The organism is Micromonospora sp. NPDC000442, from assembly GCF_042898635.1.
Taxonomy (GTDB): Bacteria; Actinomycetota; Actinomycetes; order Mycobacteriales; family Micromonosporaceae; genus Micromonospora.
In genome coordinates, this window is record NZ_JBIAYZ010000011.1 from 114,432 (window position 1) to 141,002 (window position 26,571).

At 70.6% G+C, this 26,571-nt stretch carries 24 protein-coding genes; 11 read left to right on the forward strand and 13 right to left on the reverse strand.

All coding sequences use genetic code 11. The features are described 5' to 3' along the window. Positions 1–80: 80 nt before the first annotated feature. Together ACFY2A_RS19300 and ACFY2A_RS19305 are read right to left on the reverse strand one after the other, a co-directional pair. A complete protein-coding gene (locus tag ACFY2A_RS19300; protein ID WP_387173253.1) occupies positions 81–1,688 on the reverse strand; it encodes an RICIN domain-containing protein in 1,608 nt (535 codons plus the stop codon). Positions 1,689–1,891: 203 nt separating this feature from the next. Then, on the reverse strand, positions 1,892–3,256 hold the full coding sequence (locus ACFY2A_RS19305) for a PHB depolymerase family esterase (RefSeq protein WP_387173255.1): 1,365 nt from the start codon (positions 3,254–3,256) through the stop codon (positions 1,892–1,894). A 217-nt stretch (positions 3,257–3,473) separates the two neighbouring features. Between ACFY2A_RS19305 and ACFY2A_RS19310 the strand changes: the two genes are divergently transcribed. Beyond that, entirely contained in the window at positions 3,474–5,111 is a 1,638-nt protein-coding gene (locus ACFY2A_RS19310) for a glycosyltransferase 87 family protein (RefSeq protein ID WP_387173257.1), read from the forward strand. 3 nt (positions 5,112–5,114) lie between these two features. Here ACFY2A_RS19310 and ACFY2A_RS19315 read toward each other — a convergent pair whose 3' ends face one another. Both ACFY2A_RS19315 and ACFY2A_RS19320 read right to left on the reverse strand, forming a co-directional pair. Further along, entirely contained in the window at positions 5,115–5,285 is a 171-nt protein-coding gene (locus ACFY2A_RS19315) for a hypothetical protein (protein ID WP_199172109.1), read from the reverse strand. Between the two features lie 105 nt (positions 5,286–5,390). After that, a complete protein-coding gene (locus ACFY2A_RS19320) occupies positions 5,391–6,497 on the reverse strand; it encodes an L-dopachrome tautomerase-related protein (RefSeq protein WP_387173259.1) in 1,107 nt (368 codons plus the stop codon). 212 nt (positions 6,498–6,709) lie between these two features. On the opposite strand from ACFY2A_RS19320, the gene ACFY2A_RS19325 reads away from it, so the two are divergent. Beyond that, a complete protein-coding gene (locus ACFY2A_RS19325; RefSeq protein ID WP_387173261.1) occupies positions 6,710–7,279 on the forward strand; it encodes an STAS domain-containing protein in 570 nt (189 codons plus the stop codon). Between the two features lie 67 nt (positions 7,280–7,346). Here the strand turns inward: ACFY2A_RS19325 and ACFY2A_RS19330 are convergent, their stop codons facing one another. The 4 genes from ACFY2A_RS19330 to pgi form a co-directional block, all read right to left on the reverse strand. Further along, the gene (locus ACFY2A_RS19330) at positions 7,347–7,646 is read right to left on the reverse strand and encodes a BON domain-containing protein (protein WP_093407153.1); all 300 of its coding nucleotides are present in this window, start codon (positions 7,644–7,646) and stop codon (positions 7,347–7,349) included. Between the two features lie 244 nt (positions 7,647–7,890). After that, positions 7,891–8,265, reverse strand: a complete 375-nt coding sequence (locus ACFY2A_RS19335; RefSeq protein WP_387173263.1) for a YciI family protein — start codon at positions 8,263–8,265, stop codon at positions 7,891–7,893. A 103-nt stretch (positions 8,266–8,368) separates the two neighbouring features. Then, positions 8,369–9,553, reverse strand: coding sequence for an RNA polymerase sigma factor (locus tag ACFY2A_RS19340; protein ID WP_387173265.1), 1,185 nt, complete (start codon positions 9,551–9,553; stop codon positions 8,369–8,371). Positions 9,554–9,694: 141 nt separating this feature from the next. Further along, the gene (pgi, locus tag ACFY2A_RS19345; RefSeq protein ID WP_387173267.1) at positions 9,695–11,329 is read right to left on the reverse strand and encodes a glucose-6-phosphate isomerase; all 1,635 of its coding nucleotides are present in this window, start codon (positions 11,327–11,329) and stop codon (positions 9,695–9,697) included. Positions 11,330–11,560: 231 nt separating this feature from the next. On the opposite strand from pgi, the gene ACFY2A_RS19350 reads away from it, so the two are divergent. Further along, complete coding sequence (locus ACFY2A_RS19350; RefSeq protein ID WP_387173270.1) at positions 11,561–13,003, forward strand: glucose-6-phosphate dehydrogenase; 1,443 nt, start codon at positions 11,561–11,563, stop codon at positions 13,001–13,003. Positions 13,004–13,071: 68 nt separating this feature from the next. On the opposite strand, the gene ACFY2A_RS19355 is transcribed toward ACFY2A_RS19350, so the two are convergent. Beyond that, positions 13,072–14,514, reverse strand: a complete 1,443-nt coding sequence (locus tag ACFY2A_RS19355; RefSeq protein WP_387173272.1) for a cellulase family glycosylhydrolase — start codon at positions 14,512–14,514, stop codon at positions 13,072–13,074. A gap of 193 nt (positions 14,515–14,707) precedes the next feature. Next, a complete protein-coding gene (locus tag ACFY2A_RS19360; protein ID WP_387173274.1) occupies positions 14,708–14,938 on the reverse strand; it encodes a hypothetical protein in 231 nt (76 codons plus the stop codon). A gap of 180 nt (positions 14,939–15,118) precedes the next feature. Here ACFY2A_RS19360 and ACFY2A_RS19365 point away from each other — a divergent pair, with 180 nt between their 5' ends. From ACFY2A_RS19365 to ACFY2A_RS19380, 4 genes are all read left to right on the forward strand, one after another. After that, positions 15,119–16,000 (forward strand): hypothetical protein, encoded by an 882-nt coding sequence (locus tag ACFY2A_RS19365; protein WP_387173276.1) that lies wholly within the window; start codon positions 15,119–15,121, stop codon positions 15,998–16,000. Between the two features lie 141 nt (positions 16,001–16,141). Continuing rightward, complete coding sequence (locus ACFY2A_RS19370; protein WP_363925313.1) at positions 16,142–16,465, forward strand: plasmid stabilization protein; 324 nt, start codon at positions 16,142–16,144, stop codon at positions 16,463–16,465. A gap of 322 nt (positions 16,466–16,787) precedes the next feature. Next, positions 16,788–17,267: an aromatic ring-opening dioxygenase LigA gene (locus tag ACFY2A_RS19375; protein WP_387173278.1), complete on the forward strand. Its 480-nt coding sequence runs from the start codon at positions 16,788–16,790 to the stop codon at positions 17,265–17,267. A gap of 222 nt (positions 17,268–17,489) precedes the next feature. Then, the gene (locus ACFY2A_RS19380; protein ID WP_387173280.1) at positions 17,490–17,855 is read left to right on the forward strand and encodes an MmcQ/YjbR family DNA-binding protein; all 366 of its coding nucleotides are present in this window, start codon (positions 17,490–17,492) and stop codon (positions 17,853–17,855) included. A 474-nt stretch (positions 17,856–18,329) separates the two neighbouring features. On the opposite strand, the gene ACFY2A_RS19385 is transcribed toward ACFY2A_RS19380, so the two are convergent. Both ACFY2A_RS19385 and ACFY2A_RS19390 read right to left on the reverse strand, forming a co-directional pair. Next, positions 18,330–19,001 carry a response regulator gene (locus ACFY2A_RS19385; RefSeq protein ID WP_387173411.1) on the reverse strand — a complete coding sequence of 224 codons (672 nt, stop codon included), beginning with the start codon at positions 18,999–19,001 and terminating at the stop codon, positions 18,330–18,332. A 5-nt stretch (positions 19,002–19,006) separates the two neighbouring features. After that, positions 19,007–20,242 (reverse strand): sensor histidine kinase, encoded by a 1,236-nt coding sequence (locus ACFY2A_RS19390; RefSeq protein ID WP_387173282.1) that lies wholly within the window; start codon positions 20,240–20,242, stop codon positions 19,007–19,009. Positions 20,243–20,395: 153 nt separating this feature from the next. Here ACFY2A_RS19390 and ACFY2A_RS19395 point away from each other — a divergent pair, with 153 nt between their 5' ends. Beyond that, entirely contained in the window at positions 20,396–20,815 is a 420-nt protein-coding gene (locus tag ACFY2A_RS19395; protein ID WP_387173284.1) for a DUF6220 domain-containing protein, read from the forward strand. Here the strand turns inward: ACFY2A_RS19395 and ACFY2A_RS19400 are convergent. After that, positions 20,793–21,107, reverse strand: a complete 315-nt coding sequence (locus ACFY2A_RS19400; protein WP_387173286.1) for a hypothetical protein — start codon at positions 21,105–21,107, stop codon at positions 20,793–20,795. The two genes, ACFY2A_RS19395 and ACFY2A_RS19400, sit on opposite strands and share 23 nt — an antisense overlap. Before the next feature lie 23 nt (positions 21,108–21,130). On the opposite strand from ACFY2A_RS19400, the gene ACFY2A_RS19405 reads away from it, so the two are divergent. The 3 genes from ACFY2A_RS19405 (at position 21,131) to ACFY2A_RS19415 (ending at position 26,548) form a co-directional block, all read left to right on the forward strand. Beyond that, positions 21,131–22,777 carry a multicopper oxidase family protein gene (locus tag ACFY2A_RS19405; RefSeq protein ID WP_387173288.1) on the forward strand — a complete coding sequence of 549 codons (1,647 nt, stop codon included), beginning with the start codon at positions 21,131–21,133 and terminating at the stop codon, positions 22,775–22,777. A gap of 343 nt (positions 22,778–23,120) precedes the next feature. Continuing rightward, positions 23,121–24,836 carry an ABC transporter ATP-binding protein gene (locus ACFY2A_RS19410; protein WP_387173290.1) on the forward strand — a complete coding sequence of 572 codons (1,716 nt, stop codon included), beginning with the start codon at positions 23,121–23,123 and terminating at the stop codon, positions 24,834–24,836. Continuing rightward, complete coding sequence (locus ACFY2A_RS19415; RefSeq protein ID WP_387173292.1) at positions 24,833–26,548, forward strand: ABC transporter ATP-binding protein; 1,716 nt, start codon at positions 24,833–24,835, stop codon at positions 26,546–26,548. The genes ACFY2A_RS19410 and ACFY2A_RS19415 overlap by 4 nt, the downstream gene beginning before the upstream one ends. Positions 26,549–26,571 lie beyond the last annotated feature (23 nt).

A 26,571-nucleotide genomic window follows, 5' to 3' on the forward strand; every position in this document is an offset into this window, starting at 1 on the left:
CACCCCGTGCACCCGGTGGTCGGTTGACCGACCGCCGTGGGGCGGGGCCGCCCGGGCTGGCGCGGGCGGCCCCGGCACGGTCAGCAGCGGCTGATGCTCGAATTGCTGAGGGTGACGTTGCTGATGGTCAGGTTGGTGGTGCAGGGGCTTTCCAGGATCCGGCTGTTGACCAGGGTGAAGTTGCGCAGGGTGATGTCCCGGTTGCCGGGGAACTCCGTCCGCGCCGCCAGCCGAACCTCTCCGCCGCCGCTGATGGTGCCGCCGCCGGCCGCGATGTCCACGCCGTAGCAGTTCTCGAGCAGGATTGCGTTGTTGCCGGTGTTGGCGATGTCGACCCGGTTGACCGCCACGCCGCCGGATTCGGAGACGCAGAAGATGCCCCGGCCGCCGCCGCGTGCCCGCACGGTGCCGACCCGGATGTTGGTCGGGTAACTGGAGCCGATCCGCCCGGCACGGTTGGCGGTGCGGAACGCGGCGTAGCCGGTGCCGGTGCCGGCGTTCTCCGCGTCGACAGTGGTCACGGTCGCGTTGATGGTCTCGTTGAGCAGGAGGCCGGAACCGCCGACGTTGCGCGCGGTCACGGTGCCGACGGTCAGGCCGTCCACGCCGTATGTCTCGACGCCGTGCGTGCTGGTGCCGGAGACGTAGACGTTGTCGATGCGCACGTTGCGCGTCCACTGGCTGGTGTCGCCCCGGTTGTCGATGCGTACCCCCAGCCCGCTGGAGAGCCGCAGGTCGATCTGGCCGAGGATCACGTTTGTGACGTTGCGCATGAAGATCCCGTAGAGGGGCGTGCCGGTGACGGTGAGGTTCTGCACCTCGACCTGGGTGGTGCCGCGCGAGTAGATCGGCGCCTGGTCACCGGAGCCGGAACCGGTCACGTTGATCGTGCCGCAGACGTCGATCGTCGTGTAGCTCGGCAGGGAGATGCGCGAGCCGGCGCTGATCGAGCCGGAGCCGCGTACCACGACTCGTTGCTTGCTGGTCCGGCCGGCGCTGAGGCTGTTCACCGCCGCCTGCACGGCGGCCTGCATGCTGCTGCCGGAGTAGACCGTGCTGCCGCCGTTGCGGGCGGTCCAGGTGCCGCCGTTGAGGACCGCCTCGGCCTGGAACGAGCCGCTGCCGCAGCCGTTACCGTTGCCGCCTCCCAGGGCGACCAGTTGCCACTGTTGGTTGGCGCCGTCGTGGTCCTGGTACTGCGAGATCATGCCGCCGTCGGCGGTGGACCAGCCCCACACGTCGAGGGCCTTGTTGGAGTGTCGGTTGAGGAACCGGACGTACCCACCGGCGGAGTCGGCGAGGCGGAAGTGCTGGCGGGTGTTGCCGCTGGCCGCGGCGTTCTGCACGAGTTGGACGCCGTCGTTGGCGTTGGGCAGTTCGAGGACCTTGCCGCTGTGTACAGAGCGGACCTGGTAGTAGCCGCTGCCGACGTCGACGAACCGCCACTGCTGGACGGCCGCGTCGCTGCGGGCGTACTGGTTGATCGGGGCATTGTCGGCGGTGGACCAGTTCCACACGTCCATCGCCTTGCCGCTGTGCCGGTTGACGAACACGTAGGTGGCGTTGGGATCGACCGTCGCGGCCTGGGCGCTCGGCGAGGCCACCACCACGCCGGCGCCGAGCAGCGCCAACGTGGTGGTGGTGACCAGCCAGCGCCGAGGGGTTCGTCTTCCTGTCCTGAACAGCATGCGGGTTCCTCCGGGGGCGGGTGCGGTGGCGGAGCGCGTGCCGGAGTAGTGAACGACGCAGAGCAAGCGCTTTCCTGACATCGACAGGAATATATCTTCCTGTCGGCCTCAAGCCAATGGCGGTAGGCGGGTCGATCCTGCCGGCCCGGTGTCCGTACGGACGACAGCCGTACGGACACCGGGCCGGGTGGAGCGGGTGACGGTCAGCTGACCGTGCAGGGAGCGCCGTTGAGGGTGAACGAGGGCGGGCTGGCGGTGTTGCCGCTGTGGTTGGCCTGGAAGCCGATGGTGACCGAGCCGTTGGGGGCGATGGTGCTGTTGTAGGAGACGTTGCGGGCGGTCACCGCCCCTGAGGTCGGCGAGTAGGTCGCGTTCCAGCCGTTGGTGATGTTCTGCCCGGGGGGCAGGGTGAACGCCAGGTTCCACCCGTTGACCGCCGTGACGCCGGTGTTGGTGATGGTCACCGAAGCGGTCAGTCCGGTGTTCCAGGCGTTGACCGCGTACCCGATCCGGCAGCCCGTGCCCGGCGGCACCGTCGGCGGCGTGGTGGGGGTGGGGGTGATCGTCGGCGTCGGCGTCGGCGTCGGCGTGGGCGTGGGCGTCGGAGTGGGCGTCGGCGTGGGGCTGGTCGGCGTCGGGGTGGGGGGCCCGGCGTCGAGCCCGAAGAAGCGGATCGCCTGCGCGGCGTCGACCGGCAGGTTGTGCGACACGCCCTGCATGCTTATCGCCTCGACCGGTGCGTTGCCGCCGGAACCGCCGTACCGGGTCCGGGTGTAGCCGGACTGCGGGCTGTCGGTGAAGGTCGGGGTCTGGCTCAGCCCGTGCAGGTTGGTCCACTGCTTGATCTGCTCGCCGAAGTTCGGGTAGCGCAGGATCTCGTCGTTGGTACCGTGCCAGATCTGCATCCGCGGTCTGGGCCCGGTGTAGCCGGGGTAGGCGTTGCGGACCAGGTCCCCCCACTGCTGCGGGGTGCGGCTGATCTGCCCGTTGGCGCACTCGCTGTTCCACTCCGAGCCGCCGGTGGTGGCGAAGCAGCCGAAGGGCACCCCGGCGAAGGCCGCGCCGGCGCGGAACACGTCCGGGTAGAGCCCGAGCAGGACGTTCGTCATCATCGCTCCGGACGAGGTGCCCGTCGCGGCGATCCGGGTCGGGTCCACGGAGTAGCGGTTCCGGACGTGGTCCACCATCGACATGATGCCGACCGGGTCGCTGCCGCCACCGCGACGCAACGCCTGCTGCGAGTAGACGTCGAAGCACTGGCTGCTGCGGGTCACCGACGGGTAGATCACGATGAAGCCGTACTGGTCGGCCAGGCGTGCGAACTGGGTGCCCGAGTACATCGCGGGCCCGCTGCCGGTGCAGTAGTGGACCACGACCAGCAGGCCCGGCCGTGGCGCGACCCGGTCCGGTACGTACAGGTACATGCGCAGGTTGCTCGGGTTGGTACCGAAGTTGGTTACCTCGGTCAGCGTCGCCGCCGACGCCGGTGTCGGGATCGACAGCGCGGCCAGCGCCGTCAGGACGATGGTCGCCAGCGCGGCGCACCACAGTCGGATCGCCTTCTTCATGAACAGGTCCTCCGGACGGAAGGGGACATGGTGGTGTTCCGATCGAGGGCTGCCCGGTGCCCTACCTCGTCCGGCTCTCAGAACATCGACAATTGTCTTCGTGGATGCGAAGGGGTGACAAGGCGTGGTGGCGCAGCCGCGCTGAGCGGTGGTGGGACCGCGCCGAGCGGCGAACAGTCTCGCGCCCAGCGGTCACCGGTACCTCTATTCTCTGTCCATGCGGGATCGTCGGGCGGCGCTGCTGTGGGTGGGATTCGCGGTCGCGGCAGCGGTCTCCGTCGCGCTGGTGCTGCGGCGCCCCGACCGCCTGTCCGACCTGCACATCTATCACGGAGCGCTTACCGACCTGCGCGCCGGGCGTCCGCTGTACGGGTACGTCGCGCCGAACGGGGGACCGTTCACGTACCCGCCGTTCGCGGCGCTCGTCCTCTGGCCGATCACGACCGTGCCGCTCGGCGTGGTCGAAGCGCTCTGGCTGGCGGCGACCTGTGCCGCCGTAATCGCCATCGCCGTACCCGTCGGTCGCGCGCTGGTCGCGGGTCGCACCGGCCCGCCGCTGCGGGGCACGGCCGGCAGCCACCTGACGACCTCGGCGTCCGTCAGCATCGCGGCGGTCGCGGCGGTGCTCATGATCGCCGCGCCGGTGCAGAGCAACCTGCGGTTCGGTCAGGTGAGCATCTTCATCGTGCTGATGGCGCTGCTCGACGGGATGGCGCCGCCATCACGGATGCGCGGTGTGCTTGTCGGCGTGGCGGCGGCGATCAAACTGACGCCGCTGCTGTTCGTGCTCTACTTCGTGGCCTGCGGCCGGTACCGCGACGCCGCTCGCGCGCTGGCCGCCTTCGTGGGCTGCGGAGCGCTCGCCCTGGCCGTCCTGCCCGCCGAGAGCCTGACCTACTGGGCGGGCACGGTCACGCAGACCTCCCGGATCGGCAACCTGGCGTCGCTGGGCAACCAGTCGGTGCACGGGATGCTGCTTCGTATCGGCATGGACGAGGGGTCCCTTCCGCTGGTCTGGGCCGCCCTGGTGGCCGTCATCTGCGCCCTGGCGTTGCTCCGCGCGCGGGCGCTGTCCCGGCTGGGGCGGCCGGGGCACGCCGCCGTGCTGGTCGGCTGCGCCACCGTGGCCGCGTCCCCGGTCTCCTGGACCCACCACCAGGTGTGGACCGTCCTGGCCGCGATGCTGCTGGTGGGTGCCGTCGGCGTGACCCGGCGGGTCGCCGGTGCCCTGCTGCTGACCAGCATGGTGCTCTCGCTGGGCGCGGTGCTGGCCCCGGTGTCGATGCGACCCGGTGTGCAGTTCCTCTTCGAGAACGCCCGTGCCGTCGGCACCGTCGCGCTCTGCGTGGCGGGGTTCGGCGCGGTCGCGCTCACCACCGCCCGCACCCGTCCCACCCGGGCCGTCCAGCGCGGGTGGCTGCGGGTCGGCGTCGCGTCCCTCGGCGCGCTGGCGTTCTTCGCCGTGCAGCCGTTGCCGGCCGGCGCCGATCCCACCTTCAAGGCGTACCGCCTCCCGGACGTGGTCAACTCGCGGTACTTCTTCGTCTGCCGCGGGCAGGTGGAGTGCGCCCGCTACGGCACCGATGCCCCGGTCACCTTCGGCACCCGCAGCGAGAAGACCAAGGTGCGCGTCAACGGTGTGGTCTCCGACCAGGTGGCGCGGCTGGACTACCACTCCGCTCCCGGCGGCCCACCCCGCAGCATCCCGCTGCTGGCCGCCTATCCCGGGGTACGGACGTTCTCGTTCCGGTCGGCCACCATGGTCCACGGGCGGCTGATCGCCTACTCCGCCGACGGACGTGCCCTGGCCCGCTACGACGACGAACTGACCGCCGCGGTACGCGCCGGCGGGTAGCCGCTACTGCTCTCCGTCGATCACGTCGGTTTCGCCGTCGTGAGAGTACGTCACCGGCGGGTGCTCGTCGGGTAGCGGCGTCTGCGCCGGATTGTGATGGGGGTCGCCGTCCGGGGAGAACAGCACCGGGTCGGTCTTCGCGCTCTTCTCGCGCTCTTCCTCCGGCTCGGTCACGACCCGCTCCTCACCTCGTGGGCATTTCCCTCCGACGCTACGTGCGGCGTGCGGCGCGCCGCCTCGATCGGGTGCCACTTCCACCCGATCGAGGCGCGCTGGTCGTCACGGTCGCAGCAGCACGGGGCCCGCGTCGATGCGGGTCCGGAACAAGGCGTACGGCCTGCGTCGCAGGTCCCGGCCGCGGTTGAACGGTGGCTGCCGGTGCACCTGGTTGGCGATGATGTAGAGGTGCCGGTTGGTGGCCACGCTGAGCGTGTCCGGCCAGAGCAGCCGGGCGTCGTGCACCACGGTCTCGTACTCGCCGTCGGGCCGGCGTCGTAGCACGGCGTTGTGCTCGTAGTTGGTGAGATAGATCCGGCCGGCGTCGTCGGACTCCAGGCCGTCGGCGCCGCCGCCCTTGTCGCCCTCGTCGATCACCGTCGCGGCGACCTCCGCGTCGCCGAGGGCGCGGTCGGCCAGGGCGTCGGTGGCGACGCTGTACCAGCGGCGGGTGGCGAGTGCGCAGTAGTACAGCCGCGCGCCGTCGGCGGAGATCGCGATGCCGTCGGCGCCGACACCCACCGGCTGCGGGGGAGCGTCCGGGGGCCGGACCAGGAACGGGCGTCCCTCGACCACGGGACGGAAATCCACAAGCGGCGCGGCCTTGGTGGACGGGTGGTCGTTGAGTCGCCGCCACGAAGACCCGCTGGCCAGGTCGACCACGATGAGGGCGTTGGGGGCACCATCGGCGGAGTCGGTGAGGTACGCCAGGCCGGCCTCCCCGCGGCGCAGGTCGAAGCGCACGTCGTTGAGGTACGACGTGGGCAGCACCACCTCGGGCGGGAAGGTGATCACCTGGGCGACCGTGTCGGTCCTCAGGTCCACGCGGACCAGCTTCGGCCCGCCGGGCGAGGTCGGTTGGAACATCGGGCTGCCCGTGTCGAGCACCCAGAGCCGGTCGGCCGGGTCGACCACCACACTCTGCACCGACACGAAGGCCGACGGGTCGTCGTCGCCGGACGGTGTGTTCCACCGCAGGTCGGGATAGGGAACCTCGCGTCCGCGCCGCAGCTCCACCACGGTTGCGGGCACCTCGTCACCCCAGCGGGGAAAATTGACGAAGATCCGACCACGGTGCGAGACGGTCACCCCGGTGGGCATCGGGCCGCGGAACCGGTGCACCACCTCCAGGGTGCCGACCGGCTCGTCTGCGGGTAGCGCTTTTCGCATCCTTCGACCTCCCGTCGCACACAGGGATCAACTGATCGCTCTACGTCTATCGTCTCAAAGCGGACGACGTACGCGACACCGTCGTCGCCCATCCGACCCGCAAGCAGCGGGAAGGCGATTCGTCACCCAACCGTCACGTGTCCGCGCGGTGCCCGCCACCTGACCCCGGCAGGGTGGGACCTCCACCCCTCCGACCTGGGAAGGAGCGCGCCATGGCCGTCGTCCTTGATGACCACCTGGTCACCCTGACCTGTGACAACTGCGGTGACACGGTTGCCGGGCCGCGGACGCCCTCCGACGCGGAGGTGGTGTGGCCGCTGGTGTCCGAGCACGGCTGGAGCGGTTCCCCGCTGGCCGACGGCCCGCACCGCTGCGGGCACTGCACCCAACTCGGCCCCGCCGCTGCCGGCGCACCCGGTGGCATCCTCGGCATCGAGCACCTCGGTGCCGTGACCGTGGTGACCGTCGCCGGCGATGTCGACCTCGACACCGGTGAGACGCTGGGCATGGCGTTGGGGCACGCGGCGGACATGGGCGGGCACGTCCTGGTGGACCTCGGCCGGACGGATCTTCTCGACTCCACCGCGCTCGGGCTGCTCGTCCGCGCTCATCGTGGCGCCGCGGAACGCGGCGCACTGCTCTGCGTGGTGTCGACCTCGCCGCTGATCCGTCAGGTGCTCCAGGTGACCCGGCTGGACGAGGTGTTTCCGGTCGCGGACAACCGCGCCGACGCGCTCGCCCGCCTCCAGAGCCGCCCCGCGGCTGCGGGCACGTCCCAATAGGCGACCTTTATCGGGTTCGGCTCGTCCACGGCGCCGGTGCCGGGCACCGTGGACGAGCCGAAGTTCATCAGCGGCGACCTCGCCGGTGGCCGGCCAGCCGTAGCGCGTTGCAGACGTCCGTCACGCCTTCGATGTCCCAGGCCAACTCGCCGGCCGCGCGGCGGGTCTCGGCGCTGGCGACCAGGCCGGTGAGGATCACGACCCGGTTCTGCACCATCACCGTGATCTGCTGCCTGCGGGTCGACCAGTCGGCGCTCAGCCGCTGGGCGACCAGGGCGGCGAGGCGGACATCCTCGTCGTGGTGCTGCGGCTCGTCCCACAGCGCCCGGAAGGAGTGATCGTCGGGCATCGGCCAAGGCCACGGCATCACCACAGCGGTCTCCTTCGTCGTTGATGCCGGCGACCCGACGCGCCGTCTCGATCGACCACCACCTTGCGCAACGACCTTGGAGTCGACCGCACGGTTGGATGACAGTTGGATGACAGTCACAGTGGCGTGCTGGCCGGCGGCCGGGAGTTTCCGGTCCGATCGGCTGCCGGCTGCCGGCTGCCGGCAGCCACAGCACGAAGGTGCCAGCGGGGGCCGCACAGCGCGATCCGCCGTGGTCAGGTCAGCCTCGTCTGCTGGCCTCGCGGAGCATCGCGTCGGTTTCGGGGTCCGGCATGAGGTGCCGCACCTCCTGCGCGCAGCGGCAGGCGACAGCGATCTTGGCTGCCCAGGTCAGCGCCTCCTCGCGGGCGGCCACGTCGACGACCACGAATCCGCCGATGACCTCCTTGGTCTCCGGGTAAGGGCCGTCGGTCACCAGCCCGTCCATGGCGACGACGCTCGCCCGCTGCCGCTGCAGTCCGGCGCCGAACACGAACACTCCGGCGTTCACGGCCTCCTGGGTCACCGCGTGCGCGGCCTTGCCCACGTCGGGCCAGTCCTCGTCGGGGATGTGGTCCATCGCGCCGTCGTTGAACGAGATCAAGTACCTCGTCATCACATCGCTCCCTTGTCCCGGCGGCCTTCTCCGGCCACCTGTCACCTGATCCACGAACGACCCGCCGCCCATCCGACACTGGGCCAGGAGGTTTTTCACCCGGTCAGCCCGCGAGCTGGTCGCGGCGGCGGGCGAGGTAGGCCCGCTCCGCCGGGTTGCCGGCAAGACCGATGGCCCGGTCGTACGCCGCCCGCGACTCGCCGCCGCGTCCGAGCCGTCGCAGCAGGTCGGCGCGGGCGGCGTGGAAGGCGTGGTAGCCGTCGAGGGTATCGGCGAGTCGGTCGATCTCGGCAAGCCCGACCGCGGGACCGTCGACCTCGGCGACCCCGACCGCCCGGTTCAGCCGCACGATCGGCGAGGGGTCGAGCAGCAGCAGGCGGCCGTAGAGCGCGACGATGGTGGACCAGTCGGTGTCCCGGCTGGACGGGGCGTCCATGTGGACCATGTTGATCGCGGCCTGCAGTTGGTAGCGACCCGGTGGGTCACCGCCGCCCGCCACCGCGCTGATCCGCTCGCGGACCAGCGCGCGGCCCTCGGCGACGAGGGTGCGATCCCATGCACCGCGGTCCTGCTCGTCGAGGGTCACCAGTTCCCCGGTGCGGGACACGCGCGCCGACCGCCGGGCGTCGGTGAGCAGCATCAGGGCGAGCAGGCCGGCCACCTCGCCGTCGTCCGGTAGGAGGGTTCGGAGCAGGCGACCGAGGCGGATCGCCTCGTCGCTGAGGTCGGCGCGTACCGGGTCGTCTCCCTGGCTGGGCAGGTAGCCCTCGTTGAAGACGAGGTAGACGACGGCGAGCACCCCGACGAGCCGTTCGTGGATGTCGTCGGCCTCGGGTACCCGGTAGGGGATGCCTGCCGCCTTGACCTTTGCCTTGGCGCGGGTGATCCGTCGCGCCATCGTCGTCTCCGGCACCAGAAAGGCGCGGGCGATCTCGCCGACGGTGAGGCCGCCGAGCAGGCGCAGCGTCAGCGCCACCCGGGCCTGCATCGCGAGCGCCGGGTGGCAGCAGGTGAAGACCAGTCTGAGCCGGTCGTCCTCGATCGGACCGGTCGGCTCAGCCGGGGTGTCGTCGTAGACCATCCGGGCCGCCCGGTGCTTGGCGTCGCGCTGCGAGTCGCGACGAAGCCGATCGATCGCCTTGCGGGTCGCGGTGGTGGCGAGCCAACCGCCGGGATTGGGCGGTACGCCCTCGCGCGGCCACCGCTCCGCGGCCGTCACGAACGCCTCGGCCGCCGCTTCCTCGGCGACATCGAGGTCGCCGAAACGGCGCGCGAGGCTGGCGACCACCCGCGCCCACTCCTCGCGGTGGACGCGGGTGATTGCCTGCTCAACGCTCCGACCAGTCACGGCTCACGCAGCGCTCGGCCGGGATTTCCGGGTTCGGACGGTACGGGCCTCGACCCTGCCGCGGCGCGCTGTTGATCAATTTCAATCCCGCTGGCGCTGGATGCGGTAGCGGCGGATCAGGGCGGCGGTGGAGGAGTCCAGGTCGGTCAGGTCGGCCCGGTCGCCGGTGAGCAGCGGCGCGAGCTGGTTGGCCATGACCTTGCCCAGCTCGACACCCCACTGGTCGAACGGGTTGATGTCCCAGATCGCGCCCTCGGTGAGCACGATGTGCTCGTAGAGGGCGACCAGCTGACCGAGAGTGGCCGGGGTGAGCCGGTCGGCCACGATCGACGTGGTCGGGTGGTTGCCGACCATCACCCGGTGCGGCACGAGATCGGCCGCGGTGCCCTCGGCCGCGACCTGCTCGGCGGTCCGGCCGAAGGCCAGCGCCGCGGTCTGGGCGAAGAAGTTCGACATGAACAGGTCGTGCATGTCGCCGATGTCGTGGTTGGGCTCGCTGAAGGCGATGAAGTCCGCCGGCACCAGCCGGGTGCCCTGGTGCAGCAGCTGGTAGAAGGCGTGCTGGCCGTTGGTGCCGGGCTCACCCCAGAAGATCTCCCCGGTGTCGTACGACACCTGGCGGCCGTCGGTGCGTACCGACTTGCCGTTGCTCTCCATGGTCAGCTGTTGCAGGTAGGCGGGGAACCGGTGCAGGTACTGCGAGTACGGCAGCACGGCGTGGGTCTGCGCGCCCAGGAAGTTGGTGTACCAGACGTTGAGCAGGCCGAGCAGCACCGGCGCGTTGGCCGCCAGCGGCGCGGTACGGAAGTGCTCGTCGACGGCGTGGTAGCCGGCCAGCATCTCGTCGAAGCGTGCCGGCCCGATGGACAGCATCACCGACAGGCCCACCGCCGAGGGCAGCGAGTACCGGCCGCCGACCCAGTCCCAGAAGCCGAACATGTTGGCCGGGTCGATGCCGAAGTCCGCCACCCGCTGGGCGTTGGTGCTGACCGCGACGAAGTGGCGGGCCACCGCGTCGGCATCGGCGTCGAGGCCGGCGAGCAGCCAGCGCCGGGCCTGCTCGGCGTTGGCCAGCGTCTCCTGCGTGGAGAAGGTCTTCGACACCACTACGAACAACGTGGTGGCCGGGTCCAGGTCGGCGGTGGTGTCGTGGATGTCGGTGGGATCGATGTTCGACACGAAGCGGCAGCTCAGACCGCCGTCGCGGTACGCCTTCAACGCCTCGTACGCCATCACCGGCCCCAGGTCGGAGCCGCCGATACCGATGTTGACCACGGTGCGGATCCGCTCGCCGGTGTGCCCGCGCCACTGGCCGGAGCGCACCTTCTCGGCGAACTCGGCCATCCGCTGCCGCACCGCGTGTACGTCGGCCGCCACATCCTGCCCGTCGACGGTGAGCGTGGCGTCGGACGGCAGCCGCAGCGCGGTGTGCAGCACCGCGCGATCCTCGGTGCCGTTGATGTGGGCACCGGCGAACATCGCGGCGATCCGCTCGGTCAGCCCGACCCGCTCGGCCAGGGCGGTCAGCAGGCGCAACGTCTCGTCGGTGACCAGGTTCTTGCTGTAGTCGACGTAGAGGTCGGCCACCTCGACGGTCAACCGTCGGCCCCGTTCGTGATCGGTGGCGAACAGCTCCCGCAGGTGCGTCCCGCGGATCTCCTCGGCGTGCTTGCGCAGGGCCTGCCACTCGTCGGTGCTGGTGACGTCCGCAGCCATCGGATCGATCGTCTCCTCGCAGGTTCGGGCACGCCGCCGGCCTCGTCCCCGGCCGACGGTGAGACCAGACTGCCACATGAAGATCGGCTCGCCAGCCCGACACCACGACCGGTGGAACTCCGGACACCACGGGGGTGACGATCCGCACGGATCCGGGTGCGGTGCGCGAACGGCCGGCGAGTCCACGGGGTCCGGTGCTTGCCGGTCGCCGGGACAGGGCATGGTGGTGGCATGACGACGCCGGCATCGAGCGCACCCGCAGCTGTCCCCGCAGAACCCGCCGCCACCGGCGTACGGCAGACACTGCTGGTGCTCGGCGCCAGCGGTGACCTGACCGGGCGGTTGTTGCTGCCCGGCCTGGGCCGGCTGCTGGCCACCGGGGCCGTGCCCGGGTTGCGGCTGATCGGCAGCGGCATGGACGGCTGGGACGACGAGCGCTGGCGGCGCCGGGTGGCCGACTCCTTCGGAGCCGTCGGCGCGGTGGGTCCGGTCGAGTCCGAGGTGGTCCGTGAGACGCGCTACGTGCCCGCCGACGTGACGCGCGAAGAGGACCTGCGGTCGCTGCTGAGCTGCTGCACCGGGCCGCTGGTGATCTTCTTCGCGCTGCCGCCACTGGTGACCGCCCGATCGGCCGCCGCGCTGGCCCGGATCGGGGTGCCCCCTGGCACCCGGCTGATGCTGGAGAAGCCCTTCGGCGTCGATCGGATCTCGGCCCGCTCGCTCAACGAGCTGCTGGCCACCCTCGTACCGGAGAACCAGGTCCACCGGATCGACCATTTTCTCGGCAAGTCGACGGTGCTCAACCTGCTCGGCCTGCGCTTCGCCAACCGGATCTTCGAACCGGTACTCAACTCCGCGCACGTGGCCTGCGTGGACATCGTCTTCGACGAGACGCTCGGCCTGGAAGGGCGGGCGGGCTACTACGACGGTGCCGGGGCGCTGGTGGACATGGTGCAGTCCCACCTGCTCCAGGTGCTGGCCCTGCTCGCCATGGATCCGCCGCCGACGCTGCGCGCCGAGGAGCTGCGGGGACGCAAGGCGCAGGTGCTGCGGGCCACCCGGCTGTGGCGTGACGACCCGGCGGTGGCCAGCCGGCGGGGCCGGTACACCGCAGGAGAGATCGACGGGCGGCGGCTGCCGAACTACGCGGACGAGCCCGGCGTCGACCCCGCGCGGGGCACGGAGACGCTCGCGGAACTGGCGGTCACGGTGGACACCTGGCGCTGGGCGGGAGTGCCGTTCCGGCTGCGCTCCGGAAAGGCGGTGGACGCCGTACGCAAGGAGGCGATCATCACCTTCAAGCAGCCGACCCGGGTGCCCGACGGCCTGACCGGCTACGAGCGACCCGACCGGCTCCGGATCGGCTTCGGCCCGGACCGGCTCTGCCTGGATCTCAACGTCAACGGTCCCGGGAACCCCTTCGAGCTGGAACAGGTGAACCTGACGGCGAACTTCGGCCCCGGCGACCTGCCCGCGTACGGCGAGGTGCTGCGGGGCGCCTTCGAGGGCGATCCGACCCTGTCGGTGCGCGCCGATGTCGCCGAGGAGTGCTGGCGCATCGTGGAGCCGGTGCTGGCCGCCTGGAAGGCCGGGACGGTGCCGCTGCAGGAGTACCGGGCGGGCTCTGCCGGGCCGGCCGACTCGCTTATCGGCCCGCTGCCCGACGCGACCTGAGCCGGGCCTCCGCACCAGTGCGGCCCCGGCGGTTCACCGCCGGGGCCGCACTGGTGCGGAGGCCCGGCTCAGCTGGTGGGGAAGTTGTCCGGGGTGCGGATGCGGTCGCGCATGAACGCCCCGGAGGTGGTGAGCACCGAGGTGCCGGTGTAGGTGCTGCCGTTGCAGGTGCCCGGCCGCAACGCGGCGCTGCCCTCGGCCTTGTCGGAGAAGGTCCAGTTGGCGTAACCGATCTTCAGCCGGTCGAGCAGATCGAGCCACTGGGCGCTGCTGGTCAGGTCGGCGGCGCCGTCACCGGTGTAGTCCACCGTGCCGAACTCCGTGACGAACAGCGGCAGCCTGGCGGCGGCCCGCTCCACCTCGGCGCGGTAGTTGTCCTTGTGTGACGCGGCGTAGAAGTGGAACGCATACATGATGTTGCTGGCGTTCACCGGATTGTTGACGATCTCGGTGTGGTTGGCGCCTTCGGAGACGCCGAGCGAGGACCAGGCACGGGTGCCGACGATGACGACCGCGTCCGGGTCGTTGGCCCGGATCACCGGGATGACCTGCTCGGCGTAGTTCTTGATGGTGGACCAGGCGACCCCGTTGGGCTCGTTGGTGATCTCGTAGATCACGTTGTTCTTCGCGGCGTGCCGGGCCGAGACGGTGGCGAAGAAGGTCTTGGCCCGCTCCAGGTTGTACATCGGGTCGCCCGGGGTGAGCGTGTGGAAGTCGATCATCGCGTACATCCCGCGTCGGGTGGCCTCCTCGACCAGGTTGTTGACCCGGTTGGTGAAGCCGGCCGGGTCGGTCTCGTAGCCCTGCTCCTGCACGTACATCGCGATGCGGAACAGGTCGGAGCGCCAGTCGTCGGCGAGGGCGTCGAGGGAGGCGTTGTTGTAGCAGTTGCCGAACCACTGGATGCCGTGGCTGCTCATGCCGCGCAGTTGGATCGGTCGGCCGTACTGGTTGCAGAGGTTGACCCCGCAGACCCGCAGTTGCCCGTTGATGGCCACCGGAGTCTGCCCACCGGGCGGGGGCGTGGTGGGCGGCGGGGTCGTCGGCGGGGGCGTGGTGGTCGGCGGGGGAGTGGTCGGCGTGGTCGAGCCGGTGCACGCCGTGCCGTTGAGGCTGAACGAACTCGGCGACGGGTTGGCGCCGGTGAAGCTGCCGTTGAAGCCGATGTTGGTGCTGGCTCCGGTGGCGAGCGAACCGTTCCAGGACATGCTCTGCGCGGTCACGGAGCTGCCGCTCTGGCTCCAGGTGGCCGACCACCCCTGGGTGAGCCGCTGGCCGCTGTCGGGGAAGCTGAAGCCGAGCGTCCAGCCGTTGACCGGGTCACCGAGGTTGGTGACGGTGACGCTCGCGGTGAACCCGCCGGACCAGCTGTTCGTCGTGTAGGTCACGGAACAGCCGGTCGCGGCCATCGCGTTGGTGGTGGGCAGGGCCGTCAACGCGCCGAGGGTCAATGCGCCGACGGCACCGGCCGCGACCAGCAGGCGCCTCAGGCGGCGCGGGGGTTGCTTCATGATGGACCATCGCAATCCGGTCGTGGTGGTGGGGGTACGGCACTCCGCGACAAGGGACGAGGATTCCGGGAGCGCTCCCACGGCAGCCTACGATGCTTCGAAACGATGACGCAATATTTCGATACGTCGAAGCCCTGGATCAACTGTGGCCCCGGGACGTCGTCCCGGGGCCACAGTTCGGGGCAGGTCTGGCTCAATCCTCGCCGGCGGCCCGTCGCCGGTCGGCTTCGGCGTCGGCGGCCCCGACGGGAGTCGGATCGGTGTCCCGTCCTGCTGCGGTCAGATCGATGTCGGCTCCGGTTCGTACGGCATCGGCCGCCGCGTCGTCCGCGCCGACCAACTCGGCGCCGGTGTCGCCATCGTCGTCGATCAGCTTGCCGGTCCCGGTCAGCGCGATCGGCGTGTACCTCGGGTCGGTCGTCATCTCGTCCTCCTCTCCGGTGCCCGACAGGTACCCGCCGCGCGACGCCGGCACACCGGTGACCCGCGCGCGACGTCCGTCCTCCGGGTGGTCGGGGAGTCGATGGCGTCCGGACTTGCGCTGCTCACTACCCTGACTGTGATCATCGGCAAGGTAACCTCTCGACTTTGACAAGGGCATCAGATGAGTGACAGCCACCCTCCGTACGGTGGGCAACAGCCGGATCCGAACGCCGCCCCCTGGGGCACACCACCCGGCTCCCCGGTCGGTCCGCCGGGCTCGCCGGTCACCCCGGCCGGCTACCCCTCGCCGTACGGGGCGCCGGTGCCGCCTCCACCCCCGCCCTACGGGACGCAGCCGACGAAGTCCTCGAACAAGGGCCTCTGGCTCGGTCTGGGAATCGGTGCCGTCGTGATGGCGGTGCTCGTCGCCTGCGGTGGCGTCATCGGCTTCTTCGTGCTGGCCGACGACGACGAGGGGGAGCCGGTCGCGGGCCCGCAGAGCGTCGCGCCCGGTGCCCCGACCGGCGCGCCGTCGATCGTTCCGCCGGCAGAGGAGCAGCCGGACAACAACAACGCGGTCACCGCCCGTAACTCCAGCGACATGTCCGCCGTGTGCGAAGGCAGCCCGATCCTCAACGCCGCGCCCTACAGCGGGGCGAAGGGCACCAAGGTCTACACGTTCGCCAACTCCCCGGAGCGTCCGCAGTCCTGGCTGAGCAAGTCGGTCGGCTTCGACAAGCCGTACTACGCCAAGACCGCCGAGTGGGCATCGGTCTCCGTCGTCGGCTGCCTCACCTTCGAGCAGGGCAGCGAGGGCACGCCCCGCAAGTGCCAGTACAAGGACCGCGACGACAAGCAGGTAAGCGTCGACTACGTCTCCTCGCGCTACACGCTGACCTTCTACGCCGCCAAGACCGGCGAGAAGATCGGTGAGGGCGGCCGGGTCAACGCCCCGGCGGTGCGGTGCCCGAGCTTCATCTCCTACAACAAGGAGACCATGCGGGCGTACGCCCAGCCGGACAGCGGTGCCATCGAGGTGGCGCTGGACAAGTTCACCTCCTGAGTCACCGGCATCCCGGGCGGCGGGGCGGACACCGTTCGCCCCGCCGCCCCCGGTTGCGGGGCCGGTTCGCGCGCCGGGTGTTTCGGTCGCCGGCAGTGGGGCACCTGACCACTGAACACTGTCGGTGGAGGGAGGCATTCCATGCCTGCGGGATCCAGCCCGAAGAGAGAACGGCAGTACGAGCACATCAAGGCCAGCGCCAAGAAGCGTGGCGTGGCCACCAGCCGGGCCGAGGAGATCGCGGCCCGTACGGTCAACAAGGAGCGGGCCCGATCCGGTGAGGCGCGGACCGCGAGCCGATCCTCGGTCGACGACGTCTCGTCCGGCCACCGGGGTGGCAAGCGTTCGCACCGTGGCGCTGGTGGGCGCACCAAGGAACAGCTGTACAACGAGGCGAAGAAGCGTGGCGTCAAGGGCCGCTCGTCGATGTCGAAGGCGGACCTGGAGAAGGCCCTGTCCCGCTGATACGGCGTCCCGGAAAGGTCGGCGGCCCGGTGCACGTTCCTGGACATCGCGCGCTCCGGACACCGACCCCGAGCTGGCACGACGGCCCGCCGAGCCACCACCCTCCCGCAGCAGCGGAGAACCCTTACTGCTGTGCCGGTCGCACCGCGGACGCCTCCGGTGCGGAGGATGCTCCCGGTCACCCCCTCGGTCCGTTCAATGGCCTGCCTGCCGGTCGGGGGGTGTGCGCGCAACGCGGTACGTCGATACTGATCATCGTCCCCACCCTGGGGCAGCCGCATCCGCAGACGTGCCGGCTGCTGCGACCAAGAAGGGAGAAGTCGTGACGAAGACGACCGACGCCAGCGCGGTCAGGTCGACGACGCCCGGCGGTGTCGTCCGGGTCCTGTCGGTGCTGGTGATCGTGGCTGGCCTGGTCATGTCGGTGGCCGGTGGCGCGACGTGGCTGACGGTGCAGCGGCAGCTTGCCGACGAGCGAATCACGGTTTCGGAGGACGCGAAGTGGTTCGCCGGTGAGAAGATCGACGGTCCCCTCACCGCGTACGCCGAGGCCGAGGTCATCGAGCGGCACGCGCTGGAGGCCAGCGGTGGCCGGACGTACGCTGAACTCGACCGGGAGGACCCGACGCGGCAGGTCGTGATGACCGGGTCCTTCCTGCGGGCGTCCCTCTTCACCTCTGTGGTGTCCTTCGGGGTGGCCGCCCTGGCCATGGGCCTCGGACTGATCCTCGCCATCATCGGCTACGTGCTTCTGCTCGTCTCCCGCCGACTGGCCGCGCTGACGCCGTCCGCGACGGATTGACGATCGGCTGGTGGTCGCGCCACGGCCGTGGGTGGGCCCGCGCCATCGGGCTCGCCCGCGACCGGTCGCTTGATTCTGTGCGCGCCTGGCACCGGGCAGGACTGTCGGCACCCGACGAACGGAGACCTCTCGCGGGTGCGCGAGACGCCCGATGCGGCGTCGATGTCGGAGCGGGCGGCTAGCCTCTCGGCATGTCGCGATCGGTGATCCCAGGGAGAGGCGATGGCTGACGCCTCCGACGTACGCCGGCTGGCCCTGGCGCTACCGCACGCCGTGGAGATCGACAGCGACGGCTTCGACTTCCGGGTCGCGGACAAGGGCTTCGTCTGGTCCTATCCCGAACGCCGGCCGGGCAAGCCGCGCGTCATCCGCACCGACATCGCCGTGTTGTACGTCGGCGACGAGGCCGAGAAACAGGCGCTGCTCCTCGGCGAGCCGCCGCTGTTCTTCACCACCCCCGCCTACGACGGGCTTCCGCTGATCATGGTGCGTCTGGCCGAGGTCACCGTCGAGCGGCTCGACGAACTGATCACCGACGCGTGGCGGATGCGCGTGCCGGATCGTCTGTCGCCGTCTCGACGCCCCTGACCGGACGTCGACAAGGCGGCGTAGCGCCTCGGTCTCGCCACACCAGTCGGACGTACACGGCACAGATGACGGAGATCCGGCACGTCTCGTCGCCGCCGAGGATCAGGCTGTAGCAGTTGACCGCGACCTCCTCGACGGTCAGCGCGACCCCGTCCACCTCGGCGCTCGCGAGCATGCTGAGCACGTCGTCGCCCGGCTTGCTCCGCCGCTCCTCGGCCACCTCGGCGGCGAAGTCGAAGGAGCCCGCCCGACGACCGCCGACACGCTGTCGGTGGCAGGATGCCAGTAGACCGGGCGCTCCGTCCGCACGTCCCGCCAGAACACGTGCACGTCGTTGTCGACGAAGGTGGCCGGATCGACCAGGCCCAGGGACCGGGCACGAGGGTGGGCTCGCTCATGGCCCGATGGTGGCAGGCCGAGCACGCTCCCGTGTGGACTCTTGCCGGTTCCTTTCCGACGCGACGCGGGACCGGATCAGTGCTGCTCGGTGTACTGGCCCAGACCGGTCTGGTAGGCGATCGCCACCAGTTGCGCGCGGTCCCGGGCACCCAGCTTGCCCATGGTGCGGCTGACGTGGGTGCGGGCGGTGGCCGGGCTGAGGAACAGGACGGCCCCAATCTCGTCGTTGCTCAACCCCTGCGCGACAAGCGCGAGCACCTCACGCTCGCGATCGGTGAGCATGGCGAGTCGGTCCTCGCCGGCCTGCGCCGCCTTACGCCGCGCGGTGAACTGACTGATGAGCCTGCGGGTGACCCGGGGGGCGAGCAGCGCGTCTCCGGCGGCGATGACCCGGATGGCGTGCAGCAGCTCGGCAGGGCCGGCATCCTTGAGCAGGAAACCACTCGCGCCCGCCTGAAGGGCCTCGAACACGTTCTCGTCGGTGTCGTAGGTGGTCAGGATGAGAATGCGGACCTGGTCCATTCCGGGCATCTCGACGATCTGCGCCGCGGCGCGGATGCCGTCCAGTCGCGGCATGCGGATGTCCATCAGGACGACGTCGGGTCGGGTGGCACGAGCCAGTTCGACGGCCTCGGCGCCGTTGGTGGCCTCGCCCACCACGGTGATGTCGTCCTCAAGGTCTAGCAGCAGCCGGAAACCAGAGCGGACCAGTCGCTCGTCGTCGGCGAGCAGCACCTTGATGGACACGGCGGTCACCGGAGGGACGCAACCGGCGCGAGCGGCAGGCGGGCGACGACCTCGAAGCCGCCACCGGGACGTGCCGTGGCGTGCAGTTCCCCGCCGAGCAGTTGGCAGCGCTCCCGCATGCCGACGATCCCACGGCCGCTCGACTGTGGACCACCCGCACCCACCGCGACCAGCACGGGGTCCCGGACACCCTCGTCGATCACCTGGATGCGGAGCGCGTCGGACGCGGTCTCGATCGTCACGGCCACCCGGGTCGGCCCGACATGGCGGATCACGTTGGTGATCGACTCCTGGACGATGCGGTAGGCCGCGCTGTCCACCGCGCTCGGCAGCGACGCCACGGCCGGGCTCTGCTCGATGGTGACCTCCAGGCCGGCCTCGCGGGCCTTACCGGCGAGCGCGTCGACCTGGTCGAGACCCGGGTGAGGTTCGCGCCCGTCGTCCTCACGCAGGACGCCGAGCACCGCGCGCATCTCGTGCAGCGCCCGGGAGCTGGTCTGCTCGATGGCCCGCAACGCGTCGCGGGCCTGAGCCGGCCGCTTGTCGAGCACGTGCGCCGTGACGCTGGCCTGCACGTTGATGATGGCGATGGCGTGGGCGACAGTGTCATGGACCTCGCGGGCGATCCGTAACCGTTCGGCGTCGACCCGCGCCCGGGTCTCCTCCTCGCGGGCGCGCTCGGCCATCTCGGCCCGTCGTTGCGCGTCGGCGGCGATGACCCTGCGGGACCGGACGGACTCGCCGAGCGTGATGCTGATGACCGACGCCCCGATCCGGAAGAGCACCCAGCCCAGGGCTTCACTCGGCTGGACGTCCGCCCCGGCGACCAACCAACCGGCGGCCAGCACCGCGGTGCCCGTGCCCGCTATCAGCAGTGACCGCCGCCCGTCGCCGTAGGCGGCGAGGGTGTACAGGGCGACGAACAGACCGAGGCAGGACATCCGGTCGGGGAACCCGAGGCCGAAGTAGACCAGGCTGGCCGCTCCGGTGACCGCGAACACGGCAACCGGCCACCGGCGTCGGGCGACGACGGCCACGCCACTCAACACCACCAGGGCGTAGCCGGCGTACCCGAAATCCGAGGCGGGACGGCCGATCGGCTCGGGAAGGACGGCACCGTGCTCACTGACACTCTGGACCTGAACCACCGTGACGAACAGAGCCAACAGGACGTCGGCGAACCAGGCAGGCCGACGGCCGAGCCAGGCCCGTAGTCGTTCCGGCATCAGCCGCAGGTCCATGCCGCGATCCTACGACACCTGTCGCACTCTCCGGTGCGCGGCCGACTACGCCCTGCGACGTACCCGGACCGTCTCCAGCTACGCGGATCCGCGTAGTAGGAGCCACGCCTCGTGCCATGCGCGACAGGTGGCCCCGGCACCAGGATCGGTGCCATGAAGAAGCTCTTCGCGGGCCTGGCGTCACTGTTGCTGCTCGCCGAGGTCGCACAGTTCTATCTCGCCGCCAGCGGAGCGTTCGACTCCGCGCCGATCGAGGAGGCGTTCTCTCCCCACCGCTTCCTCGGGTATTTGATCCTCTTCTCCGCTGTGGTGCTCGCGGTCGTCTGCGCGGTGGCCCGGATGCCCGGCCGGGTCATCGGCAGGACGGCCCTGGTGGCCGGGCTGGTGCTCATCCAGTCGCTGATCCGCGAGGTCGCCAGGTCCTTCGGCGAGGGCTCCGAGACGGGTCACCTCATCTTCGGCGTACACGCCGTCAACGGGCTGATCATCGTCGGGGCGACCATCTGGGTGGTGCGGGAGGCTCGCCAGATCGCCTGGCAGCGCACCGAGCTCAGCGACGCGACCCGGTCATGACCACGGCGGCACTGACCATCCTGGACCACGCCTGGGCGCTGCTCGGCGCCGGCGCGTGGCTCGCCTCCGCAGTGACCGCGGTACGGGGCCGCGCCAGAGCCGCCCTGGTGCTGCTCGGCGCGGCACTGGTGTTCACCCTGGCCAAGGCCGTGTCGGTGGCGGTGCTGGCCGGACGGGGCTGGTGGTTCGTCCAGGAGAAGGTGCTGCTGGGGATGCCGCTGCTTGCGGTGGCCGCGGTGGCCGCCGTGGTGACCGCCGGACCGATGCTGCTCGCCCGGGGGTACCGGAGCACCCCGGCGATCCGGTGGCGAACGGGTGGGCGTCGTCGCGCTGTTCGTCGCCGGGTACGCCGCGTTGGCCGGCTTCGTGGTCACCTACCTCGGGGGGTATCCGCTGACCTTGCCGACGGCGCTGATCACGGTCGGCCTGGTGGTGGCGGCCGTCGGGCTGACCGCGCGGTCGCTTCCGGCACCCGGCGCGGACGTCGCGGGGGAGGGGTTCCCGAACGCCGGGATGCGCCTGTCCCGCCGTGGCTTGCTCGGCGTCGCCGGTGGTGTGGCCGCGGTCGGCGCGACCGGCACCGGCGCAGGCCTGTCGGTGCTGTCCTCCGGCGCGACACACACCGTCGGCGGTGGGCCCGGCCCGAGCCGGGGGTCGCTGGTGTCGGTGGCCGACCTGCGCGGGCCGGACACCCCCGCGCCGGGCGGCGTTCGACGGGCGTACGAGGTGACCGCCCGCAAGGCCGCCGTGCGTCTGCCGTCCGGGAAGGACATCGACGCCTGGACCTTCGACGGTGCGGCGCCCGGCCCGCAGCTCAGCGCGACCCAGGGTGACCTCCTCGAAGTGAAACTGGTCAACCAGGACATCGACGAGGGGGTGACCCTGCACTGGCACGGCTACGACGTGCCGTGCGGGGAGGACGGGGTGCCGGGGCTCAGCCAACCGGCGGTGGCGCCCGGAGCCGCCTTCGTCTACCGGTTCCGTGCTGAGCAGGTCGGGACGTACTGGTATCACACCCACTACGCCTCCCATGTCGGCGTGCGGCGCGGCCTCTACGGCGTGCTCGTCGTGACCCCTCGTGCGGATCCCGATCCCGCTGATCTCGACGTGGTCGTCCCCGTGCACACGTTCAGCGGCGGCGCGGCGGTCGCGGGCGTCGAGCATGTCGCGGCGGCGGGCGCGACGGTCCGGTTGCGTCTGATCAACACCGACTCCGACCCGCGTCGCTTCGTGCTGGCGGGCACCCCGTTCCGGGTGGTCGCGGTCGACGGTCGGGACCTGCACGGGCCCGGTGAGACGAGCCGGACCGCGGTGCGGGTCGCCGCGGGTGGGCGGCGCGACCTGGTGTTCGCCATGCCGGAGACCGCTGTCGCGCTGTTCGTCGACGGCGTGGCCGCGGTGTGGCTACGACCTCATCCCGGCGCGCCCGACGGTGCGGTGGCCGCGCAGGACACCGCCGGGTGGCCGGAACTGGACCTGTTGACCTACGGGACCTCGACCCCCGTGCCATTGCGCACCGCGTCCGCGGACCGGCATTTCACCCTCGTGCTCGACCGTGGGCTGGCCATGGTCGACGGACGACCCGCGTTCGCGCAGACCGTCAACGGGCTTGGTCACCCGTCGATCCCGGACCAGCTCGTCGCCGAGGGCGACGTCGTCCGATTCACCGTGGTCAACCGCAGTCTGGAGACCCATCCCTGGCACCTGCACGGCCATCCGGTGCTGATCCTGTCCCGCGACGGCCAGCCGTCCTCGGGCAGCCCGCTGTGGATGGACACCTTCGACGTCCGTCCCGGCGAGGTGTGGGAGGTCGTGTTCCAGGCGACGAACCGGGGCATCTGGATGAACCACTGCCACAACCTGCCGCACGCCGACCAGGGCATGATGCTCCGCCTGCGGTACGACGGCGTCAGCACGCCGTTCCACGGCGCGCACGCGGCGGGACACCGCCGCCCTTCCTGACACGACAGCCTCAGGTGGTCAGCATGATCTTCGGGTACCGCGCCGTGACCATCTCGCTCACCTTCGTACCACGAACGAACACCACGTTCTCGTGACCGATCTCTGGGTGAGTCACATTCTGTTCATTCGCGGCCTGCCGGTTCGCGGTAGCTCGGCGGATGGGTTCGGGGTAAGGTAATTCTCGAACATGTTTGAAAATAGGGACGGGAGAGCGATGAGCGCGACCCACTCCGTTGAGGTAGGAGAGCAGTCCACGCCGTCATCGGGAGGCACTCCCACGGTACGGCCGCCGGTGAGTACGGGGCCGTTGCTGCGCCCTCATGCCCCCAGTTTCGTGGCGGTCGTGGTCCTGCAGGTCATCGGCGCCGTCGCCGGGCTGGCGCCGCTGTTCGCGGTGATCGAGTTGGGGCGCGCCCTGCTGTCGTCCGGCCCGGTCGACTCCGATCGGGTATGGACCTTCGTGATCCTCGGTGCGATCGGTCTGTTCGTCCGGCTGGTGTTCACCGGCGCGTCGTCCGGGCTCGGCCACGTCCTCGACGGCAAGGTGCAGCTGTCGCTGCGTCGGGCGCTGGCCCGCAGCCTCGGGCAGGCTCCGATCGGCTGGCTCTCCCGTCGCCGCAGCGGTGAGCTGGCGAAGGTGGTCGGTGACGATGTCGCCGCAGTGCACCCGTTCATCGCCCATGCTCCCGGCGAGTTGGTCTCCGCCTTCGTCGTGCCGTTGGTGTCGCTGGTCTACCTGCTGACCATCGACTGGCGGCTCACCCTGATCACCCTGATCCCGGTGGTGCTGGCCATCGCCCACGTCCCGCTGCTGATGACTCCGGCGCGCACCCGCGAGCAGCAGGACTTCGACGCGGCGATGGGCCGCATCGCCACCTCCGTCGTCGAGTTCGTACAGGGCATCGCCGTGGTCAAGGCGTTCGGCGGCTCCGAGCGCGCCCACCGCAAGTTCCTCACCGCCGCCGACGAGTTCGTCGACATCTTCACCCGCTGGGTACGCGGCGTCTCCGCCGTCGCCGCCGGCATGCAGTTGGCGCTGTCGCCGCCCTTCGTGCTGCTGGTGGTGCTGATCGGCGGCACGGTGCGGATCACCTCCGGCGACATGGCACCGGTGGACCTGCTGCCTTTCCTGCTGCTCGGGTTGGGGCTGACCGCTCCGGTCGCGGCCCTCGGCCACGGCTTCGACGACATGCAGGCCGCCGGCCGCGCGGTGAGCCGCATCCGCGAGGTCCTCGGGGTGGGGGCGCTACCGCAGCCCGCGCGCCCGGCCACTCCGCAGGACAACCGGGTGGAACTGCGTGACGTCCGGTTCAGCTACGACGACGACGGCCCCGAGGTCCTGCGCGGGATCGACCTGACGCTGGAACCGGGCACGCTCACCGCGGTGGTCGGCCCGTCCGGCAGCGGAAAGTCCACGCTTGTGCAACTGCTGCCCCGGTTCTTCGACCCGACGGACGGTTCGGTGCGCCTCGGCGGCGTCGACCTGCGCGACATCGACAGCAGGGAGCTCTACCGTCGAGTCTCCTTCGTCCTGCAGGACGTCCGGCTGCTGCGCACGTCGGTCGCGGACAACATCGCGCTGGCGGTTCCGCACGCCGCCCCCGAGGACGTGAAGCGCGCCGCCCAACTGGCGCACATCCACGATCGCGTCCTCGCGTTGTCCCGCGGCTACGAGACCGTGATCGGCGAGGAGGTCAAGCTCTCCGGCGGCGAGGCGCAACGCATCGCCATCGCGCGTGCCCTGGCCGCCGACACGCCCGTCCTGGTACTGGATGAGGCGACCGCCTTCGCCGACCCGCTGACCGATCAGGCGGTACGGCAGACCCTGGCGACGCTGCGCGACCGGACCGTCCTGGTCATCGCCCACCGCCTGGAGACCATCGCCGACGCCGACCTTGTCGTGATGCTCGAGGACGGGGCGGTCGTCGAGCAGGGCAGACCGACCGACCTGCTCGCCCAGGATGGAAAGTTCGCCGCGTTCTGGCGGACCCAGCAGTCGGCGGCCGCCGACGACAGCGAATCCCGCGGTGGTGTACTGCAAGGAGACCTTTCCCGATGATCAGAATGTTGTTGCGGGTGCTCGGCGACGAGTACGCCAAGCCGATGCGTCGCACGGTCGCCCTGATGACGGTGACCGCCGTGCTGGAGGGTCTGCTCTACGCCCTGCTGGTGCCCGTGCTGCGGGCGCTGTTCGGGGACACCCCGTCGGACGCCTGGCCGTGGCTGATCGCGTTCGGGATCTCCGTCGCGGTCTACGCGGTGCTGCGGTACACCAGCGACCTGTCCGGCATGCGCGTCGGCACCACGATGCTGCGGGGCATGTACCACGGCCTCGGCGAACACCTGGCCCGGTTGCCCATCGGCTGGTACAACGCCGCCCGGGTGGGCGAGGTGTCCGTCATGGCCAGCCGCGGTCTGCTCGCGGCGATGGGCGTGTCGGCGCACCTGCTCGGGCCGTTCATCTCCGCCTGCGTGACGCCGCTGACGATCGTTGCCGTGATCACGGTGTTCAACTGGCAGCTCGGGCTGGCCGCGCTGGTGGCGGCGCCGCTCGTGGTGATCACTCAGCGATGGACCGCGCGACTGATGGCCGCCAACGACGCCGACGACGCCGCACGCAACAACGAGGCGAGCGCCCGGGTCATCGAGTACCTCCAGGCTCAGCCGGTGCTGCGGGCCGGTGGCCGAAGCGGCGAGCGTTTCAGTCTGCTCGACGACGCGCTGCAGGGCGTGGAGCGGGCCTCCCGCCGCCAGACGATGTCGGTGCTGCCCGGCGCAGTGGGTCTGACGCTCATCGTGCAGGCCGTCTTCACCACCGTACTGGTCCTGGGAACCTATCTCGCGCTCGGCGGAGACGTCGGAGCCGCGGAGGTTCTGTCCATTCTGGTGCTCGCCGCCCGGAGTGCGGACCCGCTGCTGTCCCTGTCCGACATCGGCGGCAAGCTACGCACCGCCCGCGCCGAGTTGGACCGGCTCGACAAGGTGCTGCGCACCGAGCCGCTGCCCGAAGCGGACCAGCCGGTCCAGCCGCAGCGGTTCGACCTGGAGTTCGACGCGGTCACGTTCCGCCACGGCGATCGCACGGTGTTCGAGGGCGTGTCGCTGTCGGTGCCGCAGGGGCAGCGGTTGGCCGTCGTCGGTCCGTCCGGCGCGGGCAAGAGCACGCTGCTCCAGCTGATCGCCCGGTTCTACGACGTGGAGTCGGGAGCGGTGCGGGTGGGCGGGGTCGACGTGCGACAGATCGACTCCGGCGTGTTGATGGCACAGATCGCCGTCGTCTTCCAGGACGTCTACCTCTTCGACGGCACGATCGAGGAGAACGTACGGCTCGGTCGCCCCGACGCCACTGACGCCGAGGTGCGGGCGGCGGCGACCGCCGCGCGGCTGGACGAGGTCGTCGAGCGGCTGCCCGGTGGATGGGCTGCGAACGTCGGCGAAGGTGGCGCGTCGCTGTCCGGCGGTGAGCGCCAGCGGGTCTCGATCGCGCGGGCACTGCTGAAGGACGCGCCGATCGTTCTGCTCGACGAGGTGACCTCGGCCCTCGATCCGGTGAACGAGGCGGCCGTCCACGACGGCATCGAACGCCTGATGGCGGGTCGGACGGTGGTCATGGTCGCGCACCGGATGCGGACCGTCCGACGCGCCGACCGCGTCGTCTTCGTCGACGACGGACAGTTCGTGGAGGAGGGCAGTCACGACGAGTTGCTGCGTCGCGGCGGTCGCTACGCCGACTTCTGGAGCCTGTCCATGGCCTCCAACACGAGCGAATGAGCTGCTCAGATGCCGGCCCATGA

Bases quoted from the DNA above. Each gene is read 5' to 3' on its own strand.
- ACFY2A_RS19415 (WP_387173292.1), top strand. From the start codon at position 24,833: ATGATCAGAATGTTGTTGCGGGTGCTCGGCGACGAGTACGCCAAGCCG.
- ACFY2A_RS19395 (WP_387173284.1), top strand. From the start codon at position 20,396: ATGAAGAAGCTCTTCGCGGGCCTGGCGTCACTGTTGCTGCTCGCCGAG.
- pgi (WP_387173267.1), bottom strand. From the start codon at position 11,329: ATGGCTGCGGACGTCACCAGCACCGACGAGTGGCAGGCCCTGCGCAAG.
- ACFY2A_RS19330 (WP_093407153.1), bottom strand. From the start codon at position 7,646: ATGCCGTGGCCTTGGCCGATGCCCGACGATCACTCCTTCCGGGCGCTG.
- ACFY2A_RS19390 (WP_387173282.1), bottom strand. From the start codon at position 20,242: ATGGACCTGCGGCTGATGCCGGAACGACTACGGGCCTGGCTCGGCCGT.
- ACFY2A_RS19360 (WP_387173274.1), bottom strand. From the start codon at position 14,938: ATGACGACCGACCCGAGGTACACGCCGATCGCGCTGACCGGGACCGGC.
- ACFY2A_RS19355 (WP_387173272.1), bottom strand. From the start codon at position 14,514: ATGAAGCAACCCCCGCGCCGCCTGAGGCGCCTGCTGGTCGCGGCCGGT.
- ACFY2A_RS19370 (WP_363925313.1), top strand. From the start codon at position 16,142: ATGCCTGCGGGATCCAGCCCGAAGAGAGAACGGCAGTACGAGCACATC.
- ACFY2A_RS19350 (WP_387173270.1), top strand. From the start codon at position 11,561: ATGACGACGCCGGCATCGAGCGCACCCGCAGCTGTCCCCGCAGAACCC.
- ACFY2A_RS19325 (WP_387173261.1), top strand. From the start codon at position 6,710: ATGGCCGTCGTCCTTGATGACCACCTGGTCACCCTGACCTGTGACAAC.
- ACFY2A_RS19365 (WP_387173276.1), top strand. From the start codon at position 15,119: ATGAGTGACAGCCACCCTCCGTACGGTGGGCAACAGCCGGATCCGAAC.
- ACFY2A_RS19300 (WP_387173253.1), bottom strand. From the start codon at position 1,688: ATGCTGTTCAGGACAGGAAGACGAACCCCTCGGCGCTGGCTGGTCACC.
- ACFY2A_RS19310 (WP_387173257.1), top strand. From the start codon at position 3,474: ATGCGGGATCGTCGGGCGGCGCTGCTGTGGGTGGGATTCGCGGTCGCG.
- ACFY2A_RS19335 (WP_387173263.1), bottom strand. From the start codon at position 8,265: ATGACGAGGTACTTGATCTCGTTCAACGACGGCGCGATGGACCACATC.
- ACFY2A_RS19305 (WP_387173255.1), bottom strand. From the start codon at position 3,256: ATGAAGAAGGCGATCCGACTGTGGTGCGCCGCGCTGGCGACCATCGTC.
- ACFY2A_RS19380 (WP_387173280.1), top strand. From the start codon at position 17,490: ATGGCTGACGCCTCCGACGTACGCCGGCTGGCCCTGGCGCTACCGCAC.
- ACFY2A_RS19320 (WP_387173259.1), bottom strand. From the start codon at position 6,497: ATGCGAAAAGCGCTACCCGCAGACGAGCCGGTCGGCACCCTGGAGGTG.